The following is a 20438-nucleotide window of genomic DNA, read 5'->3' on the forward strand; positions in this document are numbered from 1 at the left end:
AACTTGCGGCGGGCCACGGGCGTGATGAGGACCGGCCAGGCTTTTTTGGCCCGGGTTTCGGCCACGAAGCGCAGCAGGTTGGCTTTGAAATCAGCCTCGGGGGTGTAGCTACGCTTGGTGGGCACCTCGTCGTTGTGCCCAAACTGAATCAGGACGTAGTCGCCGGGATGGAGGGCGGCGGCCACGGGCTGCCAGCGGTTTTCGGTGAGGAAGGTTTTGGTGCTACGGCCGTTCTGGGCGCGGTTGTCCACGGTCACCGTCTCGTCGAAAAAGTACTTGAACGGCATCCCCCACCCCGTTTCGGGAAATGCCTTTTCCTGCTTGTCGGCCATGGTCGAGTCGCCGACCAGGTACACCGTGAGCCGGGCAGGCGGCGCGGGCCGGAAAGCCAGCAGCACGAGCAGGCCCAGGGCACTGACGAATTTAAGCGGGTGAGTGGTCATAAGCAGGCGGCGCGGTCGGGTGGGAGTATGGCAGGAGGCTGGGACCTGAACACCCCAGCCGGGGCCGGCAAGTAAGCCCAATTCCGGGCCCCGGCGCCGGCCGCGGGGCAGAATAGTTATGCAAACGTTCCCGGCAACGTTGACACGCGCCGCCCCCCGGCGCCGGGCTTCTTAGGGCGGCTACTTTTTCGCGGCGGCCCCCGGCGCGGCCGGCAACCGTTTGGCCCCCAGTGCGGCCGCTAGGTCGGGCAGGTCGTAATACTCAAGCACGCCGGGCACCACTACCGAATACCAATCCTTATCGGTGGGCTGGGTCAGGATCTGCTCGAAGGAAGTAATGGTCTGGGACGGGAAAACGCGGGCAATGGCGGGAGTAAGCACGGCGGCGTGCAGGGCGGCGGGGGCCGCGCGGCCGGTGGCGTACAGCTCCACGGGGGCAGCACGCAGCCGGGGCTCCTGGTGCACGAAGCGCAGGGCCATGAAAATATCCGTTACCCGCTGCCCGAGCAGGGGCTGGCCGGCCTGCAGGGCCGTGAGGGCGTTGCGGTACTCGCGGTTGAAGTACTTTTTATCGTTGAACTGCTCGGGGTCGGTGGTTTCGCCCAGCCCGCGCAGGTCGGCCAGCAGCACGGCGCAGTTCTGGGCCAGGTAGCCATTGAGCAGGGCCACGCTGTCGGCTAGGCTGCGCTTGCCTTGGTCGGGCAGCCAGAGCACTACTTTCGATACCGGGGCCGAGCCGGCGGGCAAAGCCAGCAAGGCCGGCAGCGGCACCTGCCCCTCGCGGCGCAAAATCAGCTTTTGCAGGGCCACGCCTTTCGGTTGCACGGTTTCGCGGCGCTCCACCTGCACCGGCGCCTCCAGAGCCGCCAACGCGGGCAGGCGCAACTGGCGGGTTATGGCGGCGGTAAGGGCCGGGCCGCGCAGCTTTTTGCGCCGCCCGGCCAGCTCCCGGGCCTGCCCGAGGTGACGTTGGGGCAGCAGCTGTTCCTGGGCAAAAGCGGTAGCTACCTGCCCCGTAGTTGTGCTGAGCAGCTCATTTTCACTGAGCGTAGCCAGGTTCCCTTCCTGCACCGGCTGGGGGCTTTCCTGGTAGAGCCACTGCCGGAACCAGGCCACGGCCGCCTCCCGCTTGGGCCGGGAAATGCCGTGGCCGTCGTCGTAGGTAAACAGGCTGGTTTGGGCCGGCCGGCCCAGGCGGGCATACACCTGGTTCAGTTCGGCTTGGTAGCCCTGAATGGTCGGGTAATCCACGAAATCGTAGCGGCCGGCCAGAATCAGCAGGGGCTTGGGGGCAAACATGATGGGCCAGTCGGCGCCGTCGAGGCGGGCGGCGCCGGCGCCGGGCAGCATCACGCAGCCGTCGGCGGGGCCGCTGAGCTCCAGGGTCCGGTCGCCGCTGACCACGTAGCTACACAGCGCGGCCACCTTTATCCGCTCGTCGAAGCCCAGCAAATAGGCCGTCTGGGTGCTGCCGCCGGAGTTGCCCAGGGCCCCGATCCGGTCGGCATCCACCTCGGGGCGGGTGAGCAGGTAGTCGAGGCTGCGCTCATTGTCCCAGAGCTGCTCGGCCACGGCGCTGCTGCCCAGCAGGTGGGCTTCTTCGTTGAGCAGGGTGTGCTCGGTGGTGCCGCCCCGGGTCAGGGGCTTGCCGGCCGCGTCCACAAGCTGGTACCGCTCGCCTTGGGAAATAGGGTCGACAACGAGTACCACAAACCCGTTTTTGGCGAACAGAATAGCCGTTTTCTGGTACGACTCGGTGGCTTTCGATTCGGCCTCATGCCCGCAGAACAGCAGCACGCCCGGCCGCTTGCCGGCAGCGCCGTCGGGCACGTAGAGGCTGGCCGTGACGTGGTAGCGGGGCCGGCTCTCGTAGACTACCTTCTCGACGCGGTACCCGTCGCGGGGCAGCGTGCCGGTTACCTGGGCGTTGAGCGGCGTTTTGGCCGGCAAGGCGCCCAGCAGGCGGCGGTAGCGCAGGCGGGCACTGTCCTGATACGCCCGCATGGCCGGCTCCGACTGCAAGGCCGCGGCCAGCGCGGTGCGGCGCTGGTCGTACTGCCCGTGCAGCTGCTGGACCAGGTAGGTGTTGAGCGTGACCGGGGCGCGCCAGTCGAGCACGTCGTAAGGCTTCTGGGCGTGGGCGGCGCCCAGGCTCAGGCCGCTGAGCAGAACGAAAAGCAGGCGTTTCATGCCAAGGTCATTTGAAAATAGGCTCTTCTAAAAAAAGAGCGTCATGCTTCGCTTAGGGCTCTGCATGACGCTCCACTACCACTGCTGTGCCGCGCGGGCCGCGCTTAGCGCAGCTCGAAAATGCCGACGGCGTCCATGTCGGTGTACTCGCGGTTTTCGCCGGCCATGCCCCAGATAAAGGCGTAGTTGGCCGTGCCGCAGCCGGTGTGAATCGACCACGGTGGGGAGAGGATGGCCTGCTCATTGCTCACCCACAGCGGGCGGGTTTCCGAAGGCTCCCCCATCAGGTGCAGCACCCGCTGGTTTTCGGGCAGGTTGAAGTACAGATACGCCTCCATGCGCCGGTCGTGGGTGTGCGAGGGCATGGTATTCCACACGTTGCCGCTCTTGAGCTGGGTGAGGCCCATTACCAGCTGGCAGCTTTGGATGCCCTCGGCGTAGATGTACTTGTAGATGGTGCGCTGATTGGCGGTTTCGGCCGCGCCCATTTCCACCGGGGTGGCCTCGGCCTGGGTGCGCCGCGTGGTCGGGTGGGCGTGGTGGGCCGGGGCCGAGAGCAGGTAGAACTTGGCCGGGGTGTCGGCGTCGGCGCTGGCAAACGTCACTTCCCGGGCGTCTTTACCCACGTAGAGGCAGTCCTGATTGCCAAGCTCGTACACCGTGCCGTCGACGGTGATGCTGCCGGCGCCGCCCACGTTGAGGGCGCCCAGCTCCCGGCGTTCCAGGAAAAACTCGGCCTTCAGGTTGCCCGGGTTGGGCAGCGCAATCGGGGTGCCGGTGGGCATGGCCCCGCCCACAATCATCCGGTCGTAGTGGGTGTAGGTCAGGGTCAGGTCGCCGGGCACAAACAAGTTCTCAATCAGGAAGTGCTCCCGCAGCTCGGCGGTGCTCAGTCCGGCCGTTTCGCGCGGACTAATGGCATATCGTTGGGTCATCGGTGAGGTGGTGAAATTGTGAAATGGTGAAATGGTGAGTTTGATGCTCTGGTGGTGTTATCGTCGCAGTTTGGGCTGGCAGAACGAACGACAACGCACAACTTGACAAACTCACAACTTCACCTAACGTCCCATCCAGCCGCCGTCGACGGTCAGGATGGTGCCGTGCACGTAGTCGGCGGCGGCAGAAGCCAGGAAGACGGTGGGGCCCTTGAAATCGTCGGGGGTGCCCCAGCGGCCGGCCGGAATGCGCCCCAGAATGCTCTGGGAGCGGTCCGGGTCCTGGCGCAGGGCCTCGGTGTTGTCGGTGGCAATATAGCCGGGAGCAATGGCATTCACGTTGACGCCGCGGCCGGCCCACTCGTTGGCCAGGGCCTTGACGAGGCTGCCGATGGCGCCCTTGCTGGCCGCGTAGCCCGGCACGTTGATGCCGCCCTGAAACGTGAGCAGGGAGGCTGTGAAGATGATTTTGCCGCTCCCCTGCTCCAGCATCCGCTTGCCCAGGGCCCGGGCCAGGCGGAAGGGCGTGTCGAGGTTGATGGTCAGAACCTCGTCCCAGAGCTCGTCGGCGTGCTCGGCGGCCGGGGCGCGCTTGATGGTGCCGGCGTTGTTGAGCAGAATGTCGATGCGGGGAAAATCCTGCTGAACCTGCTCGATAAAGGCATCCACGGCGGGCCGGCTGCTGAAATCGGCCTGGTAGGCGTGAAACTGCCGGCCCAGGGCCTGCACCTGCTGCTCGACTTCACTGCCCGAGGCGGCCAGCGTGGCCGACACACCGATGATGTCGGCGCCGGCTTCGGCCAGGCCCAGGGCCATAGCTTTGCCAATGCCGCGGTTGCAGCCGGTTACCAGGGCAATTTTGCCGGTCAGGTCAAACGAGGAAGGAAAGCTCATGCGGGCGGGTTTGTAGATTTTTTCGGGATGCGCGGCGCGCGGGCCGACCGGCGGCCCGCTGCTAAGGTTAGGGAAGCGCCCCGGAAAACGAACGATATCAAATTCTTTATTCCCGCAAACGTTATCGGGAACGTTGCCAGCCAGGGGCAGCGGGGATTATGCCGCCCCCGATTAGCTAAAATCAATCAGAAGGCCGTTACTTTAGCCACCGAACTGCGGCCCCGCTCCTGCGGCCGCCACTTGCATTTTAAGCAGCCCGCCGTTGGATACCGTTACCATCAAAGACATTGCCCGGGCCCTGAACCTGTCGACCTCCACGGTTTCGCGGGCGTTGCGGGGCAGCTACGAAATCAACCCCGAGACCAAGCGGCTGGTGATGGAGTACGCCGAGCGGCTCAACTACCGGCCCAACCCAATTGCCTTGAGCCTGAAGGGCAGCGCCAGCCGCGCCATCGGCATCATCGTGCCCCAGATTGCCAACTACTTCTTTTCCCAGGCCATCAACGGCATCGAGGCCATTGCCTACAACCGCGGCTACCACGTTATAATCTTCCAGACCCACGAGTCCTACGACCGGGAAGTGCTCAACATCCAGCAGGCCGTGTCGCGCCGGGTGGATGGGCTGCTGATTTCGCTTTCGAGCGAAACCTCCGACGTGACCCACCTCAAGGAACTCCAGGCCCAGGGCATGCCCATCGTGCTGTTCGACCGGGTTTCGGCCGACCTGGAAGCCACCCAAGTGGTGGCCGACAACTTCAAGGGCGCCTTCGACGCCACCGAGCACCTGATCCAGGCCGGGCGGCGGCGCATTGCTCACCTGACCATTCCGCCGTGGCTTTCCATCACCCAGGAGCGGCTGGCCGGCTACCGGGCGGCCCTGGAAAAGCACGGCATCCCCTACGACGAAAACCTGGTCCGCTACGGCACCTTCGGGCCCGACGAGGTGGGGCCGATGGTCGACGAGCTCATGGCCCTCACGCCCCGCCCCGACGCCTTTTTCACGGCCTCCGACCGGCTGGCGGCGGGCTGCCTGGCGGCCTTGCAGCAGCGCAAAGTGGCCATCCCCGACGACATTGCCCTGATCGGCTTCACCAATATGAACGTGGCCGAGCTGCTCTCCCCGCCCATGAGCACCGTGGTGCAGCCGGCTCAGCAGATCGGACACGTGGCAGCTGAGCGGCTCATCGACCTGATTGAGCGCAAGCACCGCGCCCTGCCCATCGATACCGTGCGCATCCCCACCGAGCTCATCATCCGCGAATCCACGGGGCCCGTGGCCTCCAAGGCGGAATAAGCGGCCGTTTTCACCGCCATAAAAAGTCTGCAAAAAGCGCCGCCGGAATCGATTCCGGCGGCGCTTTTCAGTGTTGGCGCAAGGAGAAAGGTATACGACCCTGTCCTATGTCAGGAATCCAGCATGGCTTTCCGGCACCACAGAGCCTTTTGAAGAAACCTGAGTTAGCAATCGACTTTTCGCGCCGCTCACTTTACCCTATTCTCCGCTACAGCCCTACGATTAGTCGCTCGAGACGCCCTCAAAAAAGTACGCCTCACTGGCTTCTTTTGAAACTACCAAAAAGCAAAAGCCCCAGAAGAGCCAAGCATACCTTTCGGGCAGAATAAAAACTTCTGTCGAGTCAGGATTAAACTTCTGTTCCAATAGCGCCCATAGATGCTTTACTTCCTTTTGCAGCTTTTCCTCTTGCACTACTGATAAAGCAAGCCCGGATCCGCTGTCACCTCGATAGTCAAGACCATACATCACATTGGCTTTGAAATCCTCAAATGAAATTGAGTCAACGATTTCGGGCTTGCTCCAGCCTGCGTTATCCGGACTCCTGGCAATGATTTCCAGCAATAGCGCTACATCGGCGGACTTAGCAAGTAATTTGAATTGAAAATGACACTCATAGTTGTATCCGTAAAGCATCTTTTCAAGCCTTGCTAATGAATCTTTTATTGTCAGCATATCATTATTCTTCATAAGCAAGGGTGCCTTAATAGAGCCCAATATTAGTAAAGTCTGGCGCCGGCGCTCCTATTCCAGCTTCGATACCAGCGCTACCACCACCGCGCCCAGCAGGGCCATCAGGGCGAAGGACCAGCGCAGGTCGAGGGCGGCGGCAAGGAAGCCCACGACGGGCGGCACAATCAGAAAGCCCAGGTAGCCCACCGTGGAAACGGCCGCAATGGCTGCGCCCGAGCCCAGCGTGGCCGAGCGGCCGGCCATGCTGAACACCATCGGCACCACGCACGACACGCCCAGCCCGACCAGCGCAAATCCCAGCCCGGCGGTTAGCGGCGTGGGCAGCGCAGCCGCCAGCAGCAGGCCCGTCGTCATCAGTACCCCGCTGCCCCGCAGCAGCGGTTTGATGCCGATACGGTTGGCCAGCCAGTCGCCCACAAAGCGGCCCAGCGTCATGGCAATCATGTAGGTAGCAAAGCCGGCCGCCACCCAGCCTCGTGGCGCGTGTACCACCTTCTCAAAATACACCCCGCTCCAGTCGTACATCGTGCCCTCGCAGGCCATGCAGGCAAAGCAGATCAGGCCAAACTTGAGCATCACCTTATCGGGCAGGGCGAAGGCGGGCCGGTCGGGCTGGGCGGGCGTGGGCGGCAGCGCCAGGGTGCCCGGAAAGAAGGCCAGCGCCAGACCGCTGAGCACTACGCCCACGGCCAGGAAGTGGTAGCCGGGCGCAATGCCCGCCCCGATAACGGCCACGCCCACGGCCGCCGCCGCGAAGCCCGCCACGCTCCAGACCCCGTGAAAGGTGGCAATAATAGAGCGGCTGTAGAGCGCCTGCACGCCCACCGACTGCGCATTGACGGAAATGTTGAGCAGGTTGCGCGAGGAGCCGAAGCAGAACAGCAGCACTACCAGCTGCCAGGTGTGCTCGGCAAAGCCCAGCAGGGCCAGGGCCACGTTGTAAAGCAACGCCCCGATGAGCATAATGCGCCGGCTGCTGTAGCGGCGCAGCAGCAGCCCGGTTACGGGCAGCGTGAGCAGCAGCCCCGTGGGCAGAGCCAGCAGCACCCCGCCCAACTCGGCCTCATTCAGGCCCAGGCGGTGCTGCATGGTGGGAATGCGCGAGGCCCAGGTGGAAAACCCAAACCCCGACACCAGAAAAAATACGGCGGTGGCCAGGCGCGCCCGGGAAGCCGCGGCGGAAGTTTCGGGAGCGGCCAGAAGAGGTTGCATAGCGGCAAAGTATACCGGCTGGCGGTGCTTTCGTTGAAAATAACCGTCCGGCCGGGGCCCAAAAAAACGCCTTCACCCACCGCTCACCCGGCAAATGAAGGCGCTACTGGACAACGACCCGGCTATTGCAGCAGCCAGGTCGCCAGGTCTTTGCCGGCGTTGAAATTCTCGTACACGGCCGGAATCTTGCGGCCGTCGGTGTACTCGTTATACAACCATGGGTCACCCACGGCGAAGACGGTTCCTTTGCCAAACTTGGCAGTGGCAATGATTTTACTCGGCCCTTTGCTGAACACCGCGGTGGCCGGACTTTTCACGTCCAGCACCGCCAGCTCCTTGATGTAGACGGCCTTGGTATTCTTGAAGATGGGCGCGCCGGCGGGCACGTCGACCCGGCCCTGCTCAAACTGGCTGCCCTGCACCATGTTGATGCTCTGGCTGGTGAACTGGATACCGAAGGTGGCGGCCAGCTCGTTGAAGTGCTTGATTTCGCAGTTGGCCGTGTCGTTGGCCATCAGCACCAGCGTGCCGCCGGCCTTCACCCAGTCGGCAATGGCTTTGGTGTCTTGGGGCTGCACGAAGTTGGGCTGCAGCGTTTCCTTCTTGGTATCCGGGTCCACGATGATGTACACGTCGAGGCCCTTGAGGGCGGCGGCCGTGGGGGCCGTGGGCACGGCTACGGTTTTGGCGCCCAGCTCCCGGAAGGTGTTGCCCCAGAGCCAGAACCCGCCGTGGGTGCGGTCTTCCCAGGTGTAGTGCCACTGCTCCGGCTCCCCGGTCGTGGTGCTCTTGCGCAGCTCGTGGTTGAAGTAGTAATCGAGGCCCACGGTCTTGGGTTTGCTGACCTGGGAGGAGGCAATTTCCATTTCCAGGCTGGCCAGAATAAACGGCCCTACCCCTTTCAAATCATTTTTGCGCAGGGGCTCCGAGAGATAATACTCGAAGCTGCCGTCCCGGTAGGGGTTGCCGCCCAGGCCGCCCACGCTCACCGTGCCGTTGTAGGCCAGCGCCCCGTTCTCGTCGGCCACAAACTGCTTGAGCAGGCCGGCGTAGCCCTTGCGGGCCACCTCGGCGTACTTCTTATCGAGGTAGCCCAGGCGGGCGCCCTTTTGCAAAAAGTACACGAACATGCTGCTGCCCGAGGCCTCGGCGTAGTTGCCCTTGCGCGCGGCCTGGTCCACGACCAGACTCCAGGTGCCGGTCTGGGCGTCCTGGTACTTGGCCAGCACCGGGGCCAGGCGCTGCACGTCCTTGATGAGCTGGGCGCGCTGAGGGTGGTTCGGGGGGAAGTAGTCGAGCACGTCCACCAGGGCCATGGCGTACCAGCCCATGCCCCGGTCCCAGAAGTTGGGGCTCTGACCGGTGGTTTTGTTGGCCCACTTCTGCTCCTTGCTTTCGTCGTAGCCGTGGTAGAGCAGGCCCGTTTTGGGGTCCACGAGGTGCTTTTCGATCAGGGCAAATTGCTTGGCTACGTCGTCGAAGCCCGCGGGCTGGTGGAAGACGGCGCTGTACTCGGCGTAGAAGGGCTCGGCCATGTAGAGGCCGTCGAGCCACATCTGGTTCGTATAGATCTTCTTGTGCCAGAAGCCGCCTTCTTTGGTGCGGGGCTGCCCGTCGAGCTGGGTGCGCAGCAGGCGGGCGGCTTTGAGGTACTTGTCGGCCTTGGGCACCGACATTTGGCCCAGCGTGAGCAGGGCGTGGCCGGTGGTCAGGTTGTCGAGGTTGTAGTCTTCAACCTTGTAGGTGCGGATGGTGCCGTCTTCGCGCACAAACTGGTCGAGGTCCTTCTGGATGTAGGTGAAGTACTTGGCCTCGCCGGTGCGGTTCCAGACTCGCTCCAGGGCCTTGAGCATCAGCCCCTGCTCGTAGTCCCAGCGGGCGGTTTTGCGGGAGCCAATCAGGATGGAGTCCGGGTACCAGGAAATGAAGGCGTCGGCCATGCGCTGCGACATGGGGCGGGCCGCCGGGGCGGGCGTGGTCTGGGCGCTGGCGGCCGAGCCGGCCAGCCAGAGCCCGAGCAGCAAGCGGGTGGGTTTATTCACGGTCTTAGCGCTTAGAAATGGTTACCGTCTTCTTCGACACCTTGTCGCCGATTTCCAAGTCCTTTTTGGCGGCCTTGGTGTCGGTGTTGACCAGCTTCACGTCCTTGGCCCGGTCGCCGGACACGCGCATGAGCAGGGCCGCGCCGGGAGTGTACTTGATGCCGTCGAAGGTGATGTTCTTGCTGTTCTGCACCTCGAGCACGGGCGTGGTTTCCTTGCTCAGGATGGTCACGTTCTTGAGCCGGATGTTTTCGGCCTCAATGCAGCTCAGCCCCTTCTGGCTCTGAATGACGGCATTTTCGATGCTGATATCGTTGAGCGGCATCTCGGGCAGCCCCCGCAGCAGCACCGCCACGTCGGCCCCGTTGCAGGTCACGTCCTTGATGCTGATGTGGCGAAACTGCGGAGTGCCTTCGTTCAGCGGCTCGGGCTTAATCACCGGCGGCACCGCCGACTCGCCGACGAGCACCACCGGGTCCTTGGCCATGTAGTAGAGGTCGAACACGATGGCCTGGGCCACGATGTCCTTCATGTCGACATTGTTGATGAAGATGTTCTCCACCACCCCGCCCCGGCCGCGGGCGGCCTTGAAGCGCAGCCCGATGTCGGTACCCATGAAGGTCAGGTTGTAGGCGTAGATGTTGCGGGCCCCACCCGACATTTCCGAGCCAATCACGAAGCCGCCGTGGGCGTGGAAGACCTTCGTGTCGCGGATGATGAAGTTCTCGGTCGGTACGCCCCGCTTACGGCCCTGCTCGTCGCGGCCGCTCTTGATGCAGATGCCGTCGTCGCCCACATCGAAGGTGCAGCCTTCCACGATGCCGTTCTTACAGGATTCGAGGTCAATAGCGTCGGTGTTCTGCCCGTACTCGGGGTTGAGCACGCTCACGTTGCGCACCGTAATATCCTGGCTCAGCAGCGGGTGCAGAGACCAGGCCGGGGAGTTCTGGAACGTGCAGCCCTCGAGCAAAATCGTCTTGCAGCCGTCGAGTACCAGCATATCGGGGCGCAGAAAGTCGCGGATGGGCTCGAAGTCGGCCGTGGTCTGGCCCGGCTTCAGGTAAAAGGCCTCCGGAATGGTGGAGCCCTTCAGCGCGGAAGCCGACGGGTACCAGGTGTCCTTTTTCTCGTTGAGCACCCCGCCGCCGTCGACCAGGCGCTTCCACTGAGTTTCGGTGAGCTTGCTTTTCTTCACGGCCCGCCAGGTGTTGCCGGCCCCGTCGAAGGTACCCCGGCCCGTGACGGCCACGTTTTCCAGCCCCTGCCCGTAGATCAGGGCCTGGTTGCGCACGGCAGCCACGCCCTCCCAGCTGGTTTTGATCAAATGGTAGTCGGAGTGCACGGCGCTGAACTGCACCAACGCGCCCGGGGCCAGGTGCAGGTTCACGTTGGAGCGCATTTCCAGCGGGCCGGTCAGCCAGTGGCCCCGGGGCACCAGCACCACGCCCCCGCCGGCTTTGGCGGCGGCATCAATGGCCTGCTGAATGGCGGTGGTCTTGGTCAGCCCGTCGGCCACGGCCCCGTACTTAACAATGGACAGCGTGTCGGGGCGGAACTGCGGGGTTTTAACCCGGGGCAGGGCGGCCATACCGGCGGGCAGGGCCTGGGCCTGGGCCTGGGTCGCGGCGGCCAGCAGGCCGGCCAGAAGCAGAGCGTTTTTCATAGGGTGGGAATGGAGCGGCCTGCCGCGGGGGCAAGCGGGTAGCGGCCGGCAGTGCGCCGGCGTCGGACGGCTGACTGGCCGGCCGAGGGCGGCTGGCCCGGGCCATAACGGCCCGATTCAGTACCTAATGATAGGGGAAACATTTCCCGCTACCCGGCCGGGCTTTTCTTTTTTCTATGCAAACGTTATCGGGAACGTTGCCGGGCCGGCTTCCGGCGGAACCCTGCCGGCGGTTCTGCGGTAAGCATCAGTTCCGCTTTCACTTCCTTCTCCCGCATGGGCCCCGTCGCCGACCTTCCCGCTCCCGACTCCGCGTCTCACCTGACCGACCAGAACCGGCAGCTTCGCCAGATTCTGTTGCAGAGCCCGGCCATGATTGCCACGCTCAGCGGGCCCGAGCACCGCTACACCTTTACCAATGCCGGCTACGACCAGCTCAACGGCCACCGGGCCCGGCTCGGAGCCACCGTGGCCGAGTGCTTTCCCGAAGCCGTGGGCCAGGGCTTTATCGACGTGCTCGATACGGTGTACCGCACGGGAGAAACCTGGACCAACCCCGAAGCCTTCATTGCCCTGACCGACCCCGCCACCGGCGTGCGGCAGGAGCTGTATTTGAGCATCACCCACCAGGCCCTGCGCGATTCCCAGGGACTAGTGACGGGCATCCTCGCCTTTCTGATCAACGTGACAGCCCAGGTGCAGGAGCGGCGGCGGGCCGACGAGCTGCAGCGCGAGGTGCAGGCCGCCGACGCGCGCCTGCGCCGCCTCAGCGAGGCCCTGCCCATTATCACCTTCACCGTGAGTGCCGAGGGCAAGCTCTCCTACGTGAGTCCGCAGTGGTACGCCTACACCGGCCAGCCCGCCGGCGGGCCGTGGTCGGAAGTAGATGCGGCCTGGCGCAGTCAGCTCCACCCCGACGACCTAGCCCCGGTGGGCCAGGAGTTGCTGGCCAGCCTAGCCGAGGCCCGCCCCATGCGCATGGACCTGCGCCTGCGCGGCGCCGAGGGCCACTACCGCTGGTTCCAGACCGAAATTGTGTCGGCCTGGGACGCCGAAGGGCGGCTGCTGCTCCACCACGGCTACCTGCTCGACGTGCACGAGCTGCGCGAAACCCAGCAGCAGCTCCAGCTCCGCGACCAGCAGCTGAGTCAGATTCTGAGTCAGCTGCCGGCCGGCATTGCCACGCTGGTGGGGCCCGAACACCGGTTTTCATACGCCACGCCCGGCTACAACACCCTGGCCGGGGGCCGGGTGAAGCTGGGTTATACCGTGGCCGAGCTGATGCCTGAAGTGGTGGAGCAAGGCGTTGTGGCCTGGCTCGACCAGGTGTACCAGACCGGGCAGACCTACCAGGCCCACGAAACCCTGGTGCGCCTGCTCAACCCCACCACCGGGCAGCTCGACAGCCACTTTCTGACCTTCACCTACCAGCCCCTGCACAACGCCCAGCAACGCATCATCGGCATTCTGGTGTTTGTGCTCGACGTAACCGAGTCGGCCCGGGACCGGCAGCGCCTGGATGCCCTGCAGGCCCAGGCCGTGGCCGCCGCCGAGCAGCTGGCCCAGCAGGCCCAGGACCGGGAGCGGGAGCTCCACCAGATGAAGGCCAACTTCGTGACCCTGGCCTCCCACGAGTTTCGCACGCCCCTGAACACCATCCTGACCTCGACCTCGCTGCTGGAGCACTATTTCAGCACCCTCGACGCCCCCAACCATCACAAGCACGTGCAGCGCATCCAGGCCTCGGTGCGCGACCTGACCAGCATCCTCAACGGCTTTCTGCATTTGCACACGCTCACGGCCGCCCCCACGCCGGCGGGGCGTACCGAAATCAACCTGCCCGCCTTCCTGGAAGAAGTGCTCGAGGAGCTGAGCCCGGCCCTGCTGCCCGGGCAGCATATCCGCTGCGAGGCCAGCGCCACCCCGGACCCGGTGATGCTCGACGGCAACATGCTCAAGCACATCCTGGTCAACCTGCTTTCCAACGCCAGTAAGTACTCGCCCGAAAACGCCGACATCTGGCTGCTGGCTGAAGTCAGCCCCGCAGCCCTGCGCCTGACGGTGCGCGACGCGGGCATCGGCATTCCGCCCGAGGATCAGGAGTATGTGTTCAACGATTTTTTCCGGGCCGGCAACGCCGCCCACATCCAGGGCACGGGGCTGGGCCTGTACATGGTGCGCCGCTACGTGGAGCTCATGCACGGGCAGCTGGAATTCAGCAGTGAACTTGAGCAGGGTTCTACCTTTGTGGTGCGCCTGCCCCTGCACGACGCCTCCCTATGAAAACCATTCTGCTCATCGAAGACAACCGGCAGGGCCGCGAGAATACGGCCGAAATTCTGGCCCTGGCCGGCTACGCGGTGGTGCAGGCCGCCAACGGCAAGCAGGGCGTGGCCGCCGCCCGCCAGCAGCGCCCCGACCTGATCCTGTGCGACATCATGATGCCCGAGCTCGACGGCTACGGGGTGCTGCACATTCTGGGACAGGACCCGACCACGGCCGGCATTCCCTTCGTGTTTCTGACCGCCAAGTCCAACCTCGAGGATTTCCGCAAGGGCATGAACAACGGGGCCGATGACTACCTGACCAAGCCCTTCGACGGCCAGTCGTTGCTGCTGGCCGTCGAGCTGCGGTTCAAAAAGCAATCCTCGGCCCGCCCGCCCCTGCCGCCGGCCGCCGCCGAGCCCTCCCTGGCCGAGCTGCACGCCCTGCTCACGGCCGAGCACCGCATGCGGGCCTACAAGAAAAGAACCGTGCTCTTCCAGGAGGGCGATGCCCCGGCCGGCGTCTATTTCATTCATAGCGGCAAGGTCAAGACCTTTAAAACCGACGAGGGCGGCAACGAGTACGTAACCAGCCTGAGCGGGGCCGGCGACTACGTAGGACACCTCAACGTTCTCGAAGACATGCCCTACGCCAACTCGGCCAGCACGCTCGAAGACTGCGTGATCAGCTTTTTCCCGCTCCAGGAGTTTCGGACCCTGCTGGCCCAGCATCCGGGCGTGGCCCGGCAGTTTGCGGCCCTGCTCTCCCAGAATCTGGCGGCCCGGGAGCAGCAGCTGCTGCGCTTAGCCTACCACTCGGTGCGCAAGCGTCTGGCCGACGCACTGATTCATTACCAGCAGCTCTACCACCCCGGCCCAGCGGCGGCGCCCCCCGAGCTGCTCGTCTCGCGCGAATACCTGGCCGGGGTGGTGGGCGCCTCCAAGGAAACCATCAGCCGGGTGCTCAGCAAGCTGCGCGACGCCCACCTGATTGACATCAGCGGCAGCCGCATCATCATTCCCGACCTGGAAAAGCTGCGCCGCATTCGGGTGTAGGAGTGCTGCCGCGAAACCGGGCCGGCGCAGATCAGCGGATGGCTTTGGCCAAGGCCCAGATGGCGCGGCGCACCCGCGACTTAACGGTGCCCAACGGAATTTCCAGTTCTTCGGCCGCTTCCACCTGGGTGAAGCCGTTGAAGTAGAGCAGGTCGATAAGTTGCTGGTCGCTGGGCGTAAGCTGGGACACCAGCTCGCGCAGGCCGATGTGGTCGGGCTGAAACGTGGGCAGGGCGGGCTGCTGGCGGGCGCCGCTGTTGTCGAGCTCCTCGGTGCGGGCCGCGGCCTGGTAGCGCTTGGTGCGGATGTGGTCGATGGCCACGTTGCGGCACACGTTCAGGGCCCAGGTGAAGAGCCGGCCGCGCTCGGGGTTGTAGCTGGCGAAGGAAAACCAGATCTTGACCATGCTTTCCTGCAGCACGTCCTGGGCTACTTCCTCCTGCTTCACAATGCGCCAGATGGTGTTGTGCAGCGCCTTGCCGTACGCGTCGTAAAACAGCGTCATGGCCGTTTCGTCGCGGGCGTAGAGGCGTTGCACAAGTTCCTGCTCCGTCGCTTTCGGAGCTTTGTCTGAGGCCATAAATTGCTGGCAGGTTACCTTATCCGCGTACCGGCGCCGGGGCCCCCGCACCGTCGGGGACTCCACTACGGTTGAGCCAGGCCCGGCCCGCTCGTAGCACGCCGCCGCGAAACCCGGCTTAACCCGCTGGGCAGACAAAGGTCGGGGCCTGGTTAGGGCCATAAAATGACCGGCGTCACGGCCCGGCTTGACCACGGTCAATTCCAGCCGGGCGGGGCGGGCAGCTTATTTTGCCGATTCCTTTCCTGGCAGCGGGTGGCGGGCCTACCTTTGCCAGTGGTTGTTTGGGGCCGCCGGCCCTCCCCTCTTGTTTTGCGTCACTTGCTCTGCCTTCGCTTTTTCCGAAAGCTGGCCGCCGCGTTTTTGCTGCTGCTGGCCGTCACCGTTTCTGCTCAAGCCCAGACGGGAGTTGCCCCCGGTACCCCGCCCCTGCTGCGGGAGCTGCTGCTGCGCACCGACACGACCCGCTACGCGCTGAGCCGCCACACGGTGCTGGTGCAGGGCGAGCCCAGCCTGTATTTCTACTACCGCCAGGACGACGAAACGGCCGAGCTGCTCATCTACCCCCAGGTGTGGCGGCCCCGCACCCCGCTACGGTTGCGCCGCACCGCCGATTTCGTGCTGCTCGACTCCCTGACGGCCGTCGGCGACCAGTACTACCGCACCAAAATTCGGTTCAAGGACCTCACGGCGGCGCGCTTTCTGCAGCTCACCTTCACCCAGGCCGCCGACAGTGCCGGCCAGCCGCCCCTGGTGCAGACCGTGCCCCTGCTGCCCGTCACGCGGACCACGCTGGAGTTTAAGCCTAACGATACGGAGCTGTTTGTGGGCGAGGAGAAAGTGTTTGACCTGACCAGCAACAACCCCAAAAACATCCGCGTGAGCGGGGAATGGACCAAGGGCCAGGACATCGACTACCGCATCAGTCAGGAAAAAGGGCAGTTGCGGCTGCGGGTGCTGCCCAACGTGCTGGGCGCGCGCACGCTCACGGTGCGGCCCCAGACCGAGCGGCCGTTTCTGGTCGAAAACGGGCGCCGCATCAGCTACGCCCTGGCCCCGCTGCGTCAGGATTTCACCGTCAAGGCCAGCCGGCTGCGCTTTCTGAGCGTGGACAAGAAGGAAATCACGCTCGACGACGTGTCCCGGCGCAAGGGCGTGGAAATCATCCTCGACAACGGCCGCACCTTCGATTTGAAGCGCACCTACCGCATCGAAGACCAGGAGGAAGCCGGCGGGGCCCTGATTGCCGAGCTCTTTACCCGCCAGTACCTGACCAACGATAGGGTGCTGTGCTGGCTGCGCGTCTACAACACCCACCGCCAGACCGACAGCTACCTCTACATCAAGGAAAACGACCTGGCCAAGTACATCACCAACTTCAACATCTCGCCCAAAACCAGCATCAGCACCGTGCAGGTGCGTCACCGCGGCGGCGACTGGAGCTCGAGCCTGGCCGTGAACCCGGGCGAAACCGTGGACGTGCGCCTCGAGGGCGAGTCGCTGCAGAAAGCCCGGTTTCACTTCGAGGATCTGGCCGTGATTCCCTCCGATTCGAGCGTGCGCACCGAGGCCCAGGTGGTGTACCGCGTGCAGGTGCCGCTCACCATCGACAAGCGCCGCATCACCATCTTCAACGCCGGTCAGCCCACGGGCTACGCCCTCACGGTCAAGGAGTTTCAGCGCCCCCACCCGCTTGATTTCGTGGCCGTCAACTTCGGCGAGGGGCCCCGGGTTATCAACCGGCTGAACGGGCCGGTGCTCTACAGCCGGGTTATTTCCGACGTGGTGTTCAGCTTCAACCCCACCGGCATCGACACCGACCAGCAGCTCTACGGCAAGCAGTACCTGAGCTTCGACATCCGCACCCAGAACGCCAAAGGGGAGCTCATCGAAATGCGCACCGTCGACAACGTGGTGGTCTGCCCCGGCGACAACTCCGTGCGGGCCGCCTTCTACCAGGACAAGCAGTGCCAGGTGGGCAACATCAGCCTCAACAACCTGCTCAACTCGCGCAAAACCTACGACCTCGACGACTGGAGCACGATTATCATCACCGTCAAGCACAAGCAGGACCAGTACCAGGAGGCTGGCTTCAGCCAGAAGCTGGAGCTCGTGCTCAAGCGCCGCATCAAGTTCGACATCGACGTGAGCTTTCCCGGCGGCCTGCTGACCAAGTACAAGGGTGAGCCGAGCTACACCTCGTTTGGGGGTATTTCGCTGGCCATGCTGGGGCAGCTGAGCTTTTACCACCCCGAGAAAATCAACCGCCTGCGGCCCTACAAGATTGGGGCGGGCTTCGTGGCCCTGAACGCTTTCGACCTGAGCAAAAATGGCGGCAACCGCGACCTGGGCGTCGTGATTCTGGGCTCGGTATACCCTACCCGCCGCGAGGCCAAGCTCACGTTTCCGCTGTACCTAGGCGGGGGCTACCTACTTTCCAAGGGCAAGCCCTTCTTCCTGCTCGGCCCCGGCATCGGCGTGCGGCTCTAGCGGTGAGATGGTGAGTTAGCCGGCACTCCGGGCGGCGGGGCTGTTGCCGCTCAGCAACGGCCGGAACCCGCCCGATGGTGCGTTGCCACCAGTGCCTTGGGATTTTCCCGGACGCGGGTAGCTTTTTCGCACCGACACTGCTAACTTCCAGCATAACAACAAGTAACGCAGCCTAAAGACCCGTATTCTTCCCGGGACGAATCCGTGCAAATACGCTGGCATGGTCAAATAGAACTTCTTATATTTACATTATGCGGCACTATACGCCACTGGGTGGCGTCCGCTTTGCTTGCCGACGTTATGCTCCCGCGCCGGTTTGTTTCGCCTAATGCCCCTGTATCATGAACAAGCTCCTGCCCCAACCCCAACCGACCCAGCTCAACTTCACGCCCTACCTGATCCGGGTGGATCTGGATGCGGTGAACTGCCCCGAGCTGGCGCGCAATATTCTCTCCCACCAGCCCCTGCGCCGGCCCCGCCTGATTGTGGACTGTCAGTGCCTGCGCTGCCTGCGCACCCGCGGCGTGGCCCACTTCGTGTCGCAGCTGCTGCTGCTGCACCAGGCCGGCGCCCAGGTGCTGCTGCTCAACGTGCCGAACCTGCTGCGCCGCTGCCTGCGGCTGCTCCGGCTCGAGCACACCTTTCAGCTCGAGCCTACTCCTTCCCCCCTGGCCCACGCTGCTTAGCGAGGCCCGCTTTAGCTTCCTTGCAAGCCGCCGAACGTGGGTTCGGCGGCTTCTTTTTTATTCGGCAGCTTTGCTCCCGCGTCCCGCCCCGGAAAACATCCGCCGGGCTTCGGCGCTTTCCTACTGTTCCTTCTCTCCCTACTTCGGTATGAAACTTCTTTACAGCTACCTGCGCCACTACTGGGGGCTGCTGGCCCTGGCTTTGCTGCTGGCCGCCATCAACCAGGTTTTCTCCCTGCTCGACCCCTACATTCTGGGGCAAATTATTGACCGCTACGTTTCGCCGGCCCTGAAAACCGCCCACCACCCCACGTTCTGGGAGTTTCTGCTGGGCGGAGCCGGCGTGTTGGTTCTTAAAGCCCTGGGCGTGGCCATGGTCTCGCGCATCGCCAAGAACTTTCAGGACTACTACACCAACGTCATCACCCAGCGGCTGGGCGCCGAGCTGTACTCCGACGGCCTGCGCCACTCTTTGGAGCTGCCCTACCAAGTATTTGAGGACCAACGCTCGGGCGAAACGCTAGGCAAGCTCCAGAAAGTGCGCACCGACGTGGAAAAGCTGATTCAGAGCTTCGTGAACGTGCTGTTTATCTCGCTGGTGGGGATTGTGTTCGTTACGTGGTATGCCATCAGCGTCTACTGGCCCATTGCCGTGGTGTACTTCCTGACCATTCCGCTGCTGGGCTCCCTGAGCTTCTTGCTGAGCAAGCGCATCAAGGTGATTCAAAAAACCATTGTGAGCGAAACCACAGCCCTGGCCGGTTCCACCACCGAGAGCCTGCGCAACATTGAGCTGATCAAAAGCCTGGGGCTGGCCCAGCAGGAAACGCTGCGCCTGAACGCTACCACCGGCAAAATCCTGAAGCTGGAGCTCAAGAAGGTGCGCTACCTGCGGTCCTTGTCTTTCGTGCAGGGCACGTTCGTCAACTTGATGCGCAACGTGATTCTGCTGATGCTGGTGTATCTGGTGGTGCAGGGCATTATTCTGCCTGGCAAGTTTATCTCGTTCTTCTTTTACTCCTTCGCCGTTTTTGGCCCCCTGCAGGAGCTGGGCAACATCATCAACGTGTACCGCGAAACCGAGGCCTCGCTGGCCAACTACCAGCAGATTCTCGACACGCCCAAGGAAATCAAGCCCGCCCACCCGCAGGTTATCGACCAGATTCGCACCCTGGCCTTCAACGACGTGCATTTCAAGCACTTGTCGGCAGCCAGCTCCGCGCTTGATGGAATCTCCTTTGAAACCCGCCTGGGCGAAACCATTGCCTTCGTAGGGCCCTCGGGCTCGGGCAAAACCACCCTGGTCAAGCTGCTGGTGGGCCTCTACCCGCCCCTTTCTGGCCAGATTCTTTACAACGGCATCCCCGGCACCGCCATCGACCTGGATCTGCTGCGCGAGCAAATCGGCTTCGTGACCCAGGACACTCAGCTGTTTGCCGGCACCATCCGCGAAAACCTACTTTTCGTAGCGCCCCAGGCCACCGACGAGCAGTGCCTGCGCGCCCTGCACCAAGCCGCCGCCGACGGCCTGCTGGCCCGCGCCCCGCTGGGCCTCGACACGGTGATTGGCGAAGGCGGCGTGAAGGTGTCGGGCGGCGAAAAGCAGCGCCTCAGCATTGCCCGCGCCCTGCTGCGCCGCCCTACCCTGCTCGTGTTCGACGAGGCCACGTCCTCCCTCGACTCGCTCACGGAGGAGGAAATCAGCGGCACGGTGCGGGAGCTGTCGGGTTCGCGCCAGCACATTACCATCCTTATTGCCCACCGCCTGAGCACCATTCTGCACGCCGACCGGATCTTCGTACTGGAGCGGGGCCACATTGCCGAGCAGGGCCGGCACGAGGAGTTGCTTGCGCAAAAGGGGCTCTACTACGCCATGTGGCGGCAGCAGATTGGCGAACGGCCGGCCCCGGCCGAAGCGCCCCGCCGCTTAGCCAAGGCCTAGCCCAAAGCCCATTTTCACCCGCTTGCAGCGTGGCGTCCGAATCGGGCGCCACGC

The 20438-nt window shown here is 63.8% G+C and carries 15 protein-coding genes; 6 read left to right on the forward strand and 9 right to left on the reverse strand.

The window, feature by feature from the left end; all coding sequences use genetic code 11:
- From EWM57_RS17620 to kduD, 4 genes are all read right to left on the reverse strand, one after another.
- A partial coding sequence (locus tag EWM57_RS17620; protein ID WP_242510128.1) for a GDSL-type esterase/lipase family protein occupies positions 1-443 on the reverse strand: 443 nt, incomplete at its 3' end.
- Between the two features lie 180 nt (positions 444-623).
- Positions 624-2633: an alpha/beta hydrolase family protein gene (locus EWM57_RS17625; RefSeq protein ID WP_129922474.1), complete on the reverse strand. Its 2010-nt coding sequence runs from the start codon at positions 2631-2633 to the stop codon at positions 624-626.
- Positions 2634-2737: 104 nt separating this feature from the next.
- Positions 2738-3568, reverse strand: coding sequence for a 5-dehydro-4-deoxy-D-glucuronate isomerase (kduI, locus tag EWM57_RS17630; protein WP_129922476.1), 831 nt, complete (start codon positions 3566-3568; stop codon positions 2738-2740).
- Positions 3569-3691: 123 nt separating this feature from the next.
- Entirely contained in the window at positions 3692-4462 is a 771-nt protein-coding gene (gene kduD / locus EWM57_RS17635) for a 2-dehydro-3-deoxy-D-gluconate 5-dehydrogenase KduD (RefSeq protein WP_129922478.1), read from the reverse strand.
- 262 nt (positions 4463-4724) lie between these two features.
- Here kduD and EWM57_RS17640 point away from each other — a divergent pair, with 262 nt between their 5' ends.
- On the forward strand, positions 4725-5756 hold the full coding sequence (locus tag EWM57_RS17640) for a LacI family DNA-binding transcriptional regulator (RefSeq protein WP_129922480.1): 1032 nt from the start codon (positions 4725-4727) through the stop codon (positions 5754-5756).
- Positions 5757-5978: 222 nt separating this feature from the next.
- On the opposite strand, the gene EWM57_RS17645 is transcribed toward EWM57_RS17640, so the two are convergent.
- From EWM57_RS17645 to EWM57_RS17660, 4 genes are all read right to left on the reverse strand, one after another.
- Complete coding sequence (locus tag EWM57_RS17645; protein WP_129922482.1) at positions 5979-6446, reverse strand: hypothetical protein; 468 nt, start codon at positions 6444-6446, stop codon at positions 5979-5981.
- Between the two features lie 54 nt (positions 6447-6500).
- Positions 6501-7661: an MFS transporter gene (locus EWM57_RS17650; RefSeq protein WP_129922484.1), complete on the reverse strand. Its 1161-nt coding sequence runs from the start codon at positions 7659-7661 to the stop codon at positions 6501-6503.
- Between the two features lie 122 nt (positions 7662-7783).
- Positions 7784-9601 carry a glycoside hydrolase family 88/105 protein gene (locus tag EWM57_RS17655; protein WP_129922521.1) on the reverse strand — a complete coding sequence of 606 codons (1818 nt, stop codon included), beginning with the start codon at positions 9599-9601 and terminating at the stop codon, positions 7784-7786.
- A gap of 106 nt (positions 9602-9707) precedes the next feature.
- Positions 9708-11366: a glycoside hydrolase family 28 protein gene (locus tag EWM57_RS17660; RefSeq protein ID WP_129922486.1), complete on the reverse strand. Its 1659-nt coding sequence runs from the start codon at positions 11364-11366 to the stop codon at positions 9708-9710.
- A 276-nt stretch (positions 11367-11642) separates the two neighbouring features.
- Here EWM57_RS17660 and EWM57_RS17665 point away from each other — a divergent pair, with 276 nt between their 5' ends.
- Positions 11643-13649 carry a sensor histidine kinase gene (locus EWM57_RS17665; RefSeq protein WP_129922488.1) on the forward strand — a complete coding sequence of 669 codons (2007 nt, stop codon included), beginning with the start codon at positions 11643-11645 and terminating at the stop codon, positions 13647-13649.
- Positions 13646-14686, forward strand: coding sequence for a response regulator (locus tag EWM57_RS17670; protein ID WP_129922490.1), 1041 nt, complete (start codon positions 13646-13648; stop codon positions 14684-14686). Before EWM57_RS17665 ends, EWM57_RS17670 begins: the two co-directional genes overlap by 4 nt.
- 31 nt (positions 14687-14717) lie before the next feature.
- Here the strand turns inward: EWM57_RS17670 and EWM57_RS17675 are convergent, their stop codons facing one another.
- On the reverse strand, positions 14718-15266 hold the full coding sequence (locus tag EWM57_RS17675) for an RNA polymerase sigma factor (RefSeq protein WP_129922492.1): 549 nt from the start codon (positions 15264-15266) through the stop codon (positions 14718-14720).
- A 321-nt stretch (positions 15267-15587) separates the two neighbouring features.
- On the opposite strand from EWM57_RS17675, the gene EWM57_RS17680 reads away from it, so the two are divergent.
- From EWM57_RS17680 to EWM57_RS17690, 3 genes are all read left to right on the forward strand, one after another.
- Positions 15588-17756 (forward strand): hypothetical protein, encoded by a 2169-nt coding sequence (locus EWM57_RS17680; RefSeq protein ID WP_129922494.1) that lies wholly within the window; start codon positions 15588-15590, stop codon positions 17754-17756.
- 341 nt (positions 17757-18097) lie between these two features.
- Complete coding sequence (locus tag EWM57_RS17685; RefSeq protein WP_129922496.1) at positions 18098-18442, forward strand: STAS domain-containing protein; 345 nt, start codon at positions 18098-18100, stop codon at positions 18440-18442.
- A 148-nt stretch (positions 18443-18590) separates the two neighbouring features.
- Positions 18591-20384: an ABC transporter ATP-binding protein gene (locus EWM57_RS17690; RefSeq protein WP_129922497.1), complete on the forward strand. Its 1794-nt coding sequence runs from the start codon at positions 18591-18593 to the stop codon at positions 20382-20384.
- The last annotated feature ends 54 nt before the right edge of the window (positions 20385-20438 follow it).

Source organism: Hymenobacter persicinus (assembly GCF_004167665.1).
Taxonomy (GTDB): Bacteria; Bacteroidota; Bacteroidia; order Cytophagales; family Hymenobacteraceae; genus Hymenobacter; species Hymenobacter persicinus.

What these genes read in the sequence shown, in the direction of transcription:
- kduI (WP_129922476.1), bottom strand. Translation starts at nt 3,568, where the DNA reads ATGACCCAACGATATGCCATTAGTCCGCGCGAAACGGCCGGACTGAGC.
- EWM57_RS17685 (WP_129922496.1), top strand. Translation starts at nt 18,098, where the DNA reads ATGAACAAGCTCCTGCCCCAACCCCAACCGACCCAGCTCAACTTCACG.
- EWM57_RS17670 (WP_129922490.1), top strand. Translation starts at nt 13,646, where the DNA reads ATGAAAACCATTCTGCTCATCGAAGACAACCGGCAGGGCCGCGAGAAT.
- EWM57_RS17675 (WP_129922492.1), bottom strand. Translation starts at nt 15,266, where the DNA reads ATGGCCTCAGACAAAGCTCCGAAAGCGACGGAGCAGGAACTTGTGCAA.
- EWM57_RS17690 (WP_129922497.1), top strand. Translation starts at nt 18,591, where the DNA reads ATGAAACTTCTTTACAGCTACCTGCGCCACTACTGGGGGCTGCTGGCC.
- EWM57_RS17645 (WP_129922482.1), bottom strand. Translation starts at nt 6,446, where the DNA reads ATGAAGAATAATGATATGCTGACAATAAAAGATTCATTAGCAAGGCTT.
- EWM57_RS17655 (WP_129922521.1), bottom strand. Translation starts at nt 9,601, where the DNA reads ATGGCCGACGCCTTCATTTCCTGGTACCCGGACTCCATCCTGATTGGC.
- EWM57_RS17650 (WP_129922484.1), bottom strand. Translation starts at nt 7,661, where the DNA reads ATGCAACCTCTTCTGGCCGCTCCCGAAACTTCCGCCGCGGCTTCCCGG.
- EWM57_RS17660 (WP_129922486.1), bottom strand. Translation starts at nt 11,366, where the DNA reads ATGAAAAACGCTCTGCTTCTGGCCGGCCTGCTGGCCGCCGCGACCCAG.
- EWM57_RS17625 (WP_129922474.1), bottom strand. Translation starts at nt 2,633, where the DNA reads ATGAAACGCCTGCTTTTCGTTCTGCTCAGCGGCCTGAGCCTGGGCGCC.
- kduD (WP_129922478.1), bottom strand. Translation starts at nt 4,462, where the DNA reads ATGAGCTTTCCTTCCTCGTTTGACCTGACCGGCAAAATTGCCCTGGTA.
- EWM57_RS17665 (WP_129922488.1), top strand. Translation starts at nt 11,643, where the DNA reads ATGGGCCCCGTCGCCGACCTTCCCGCTCCCGACTCCGCGTCTCACCTG.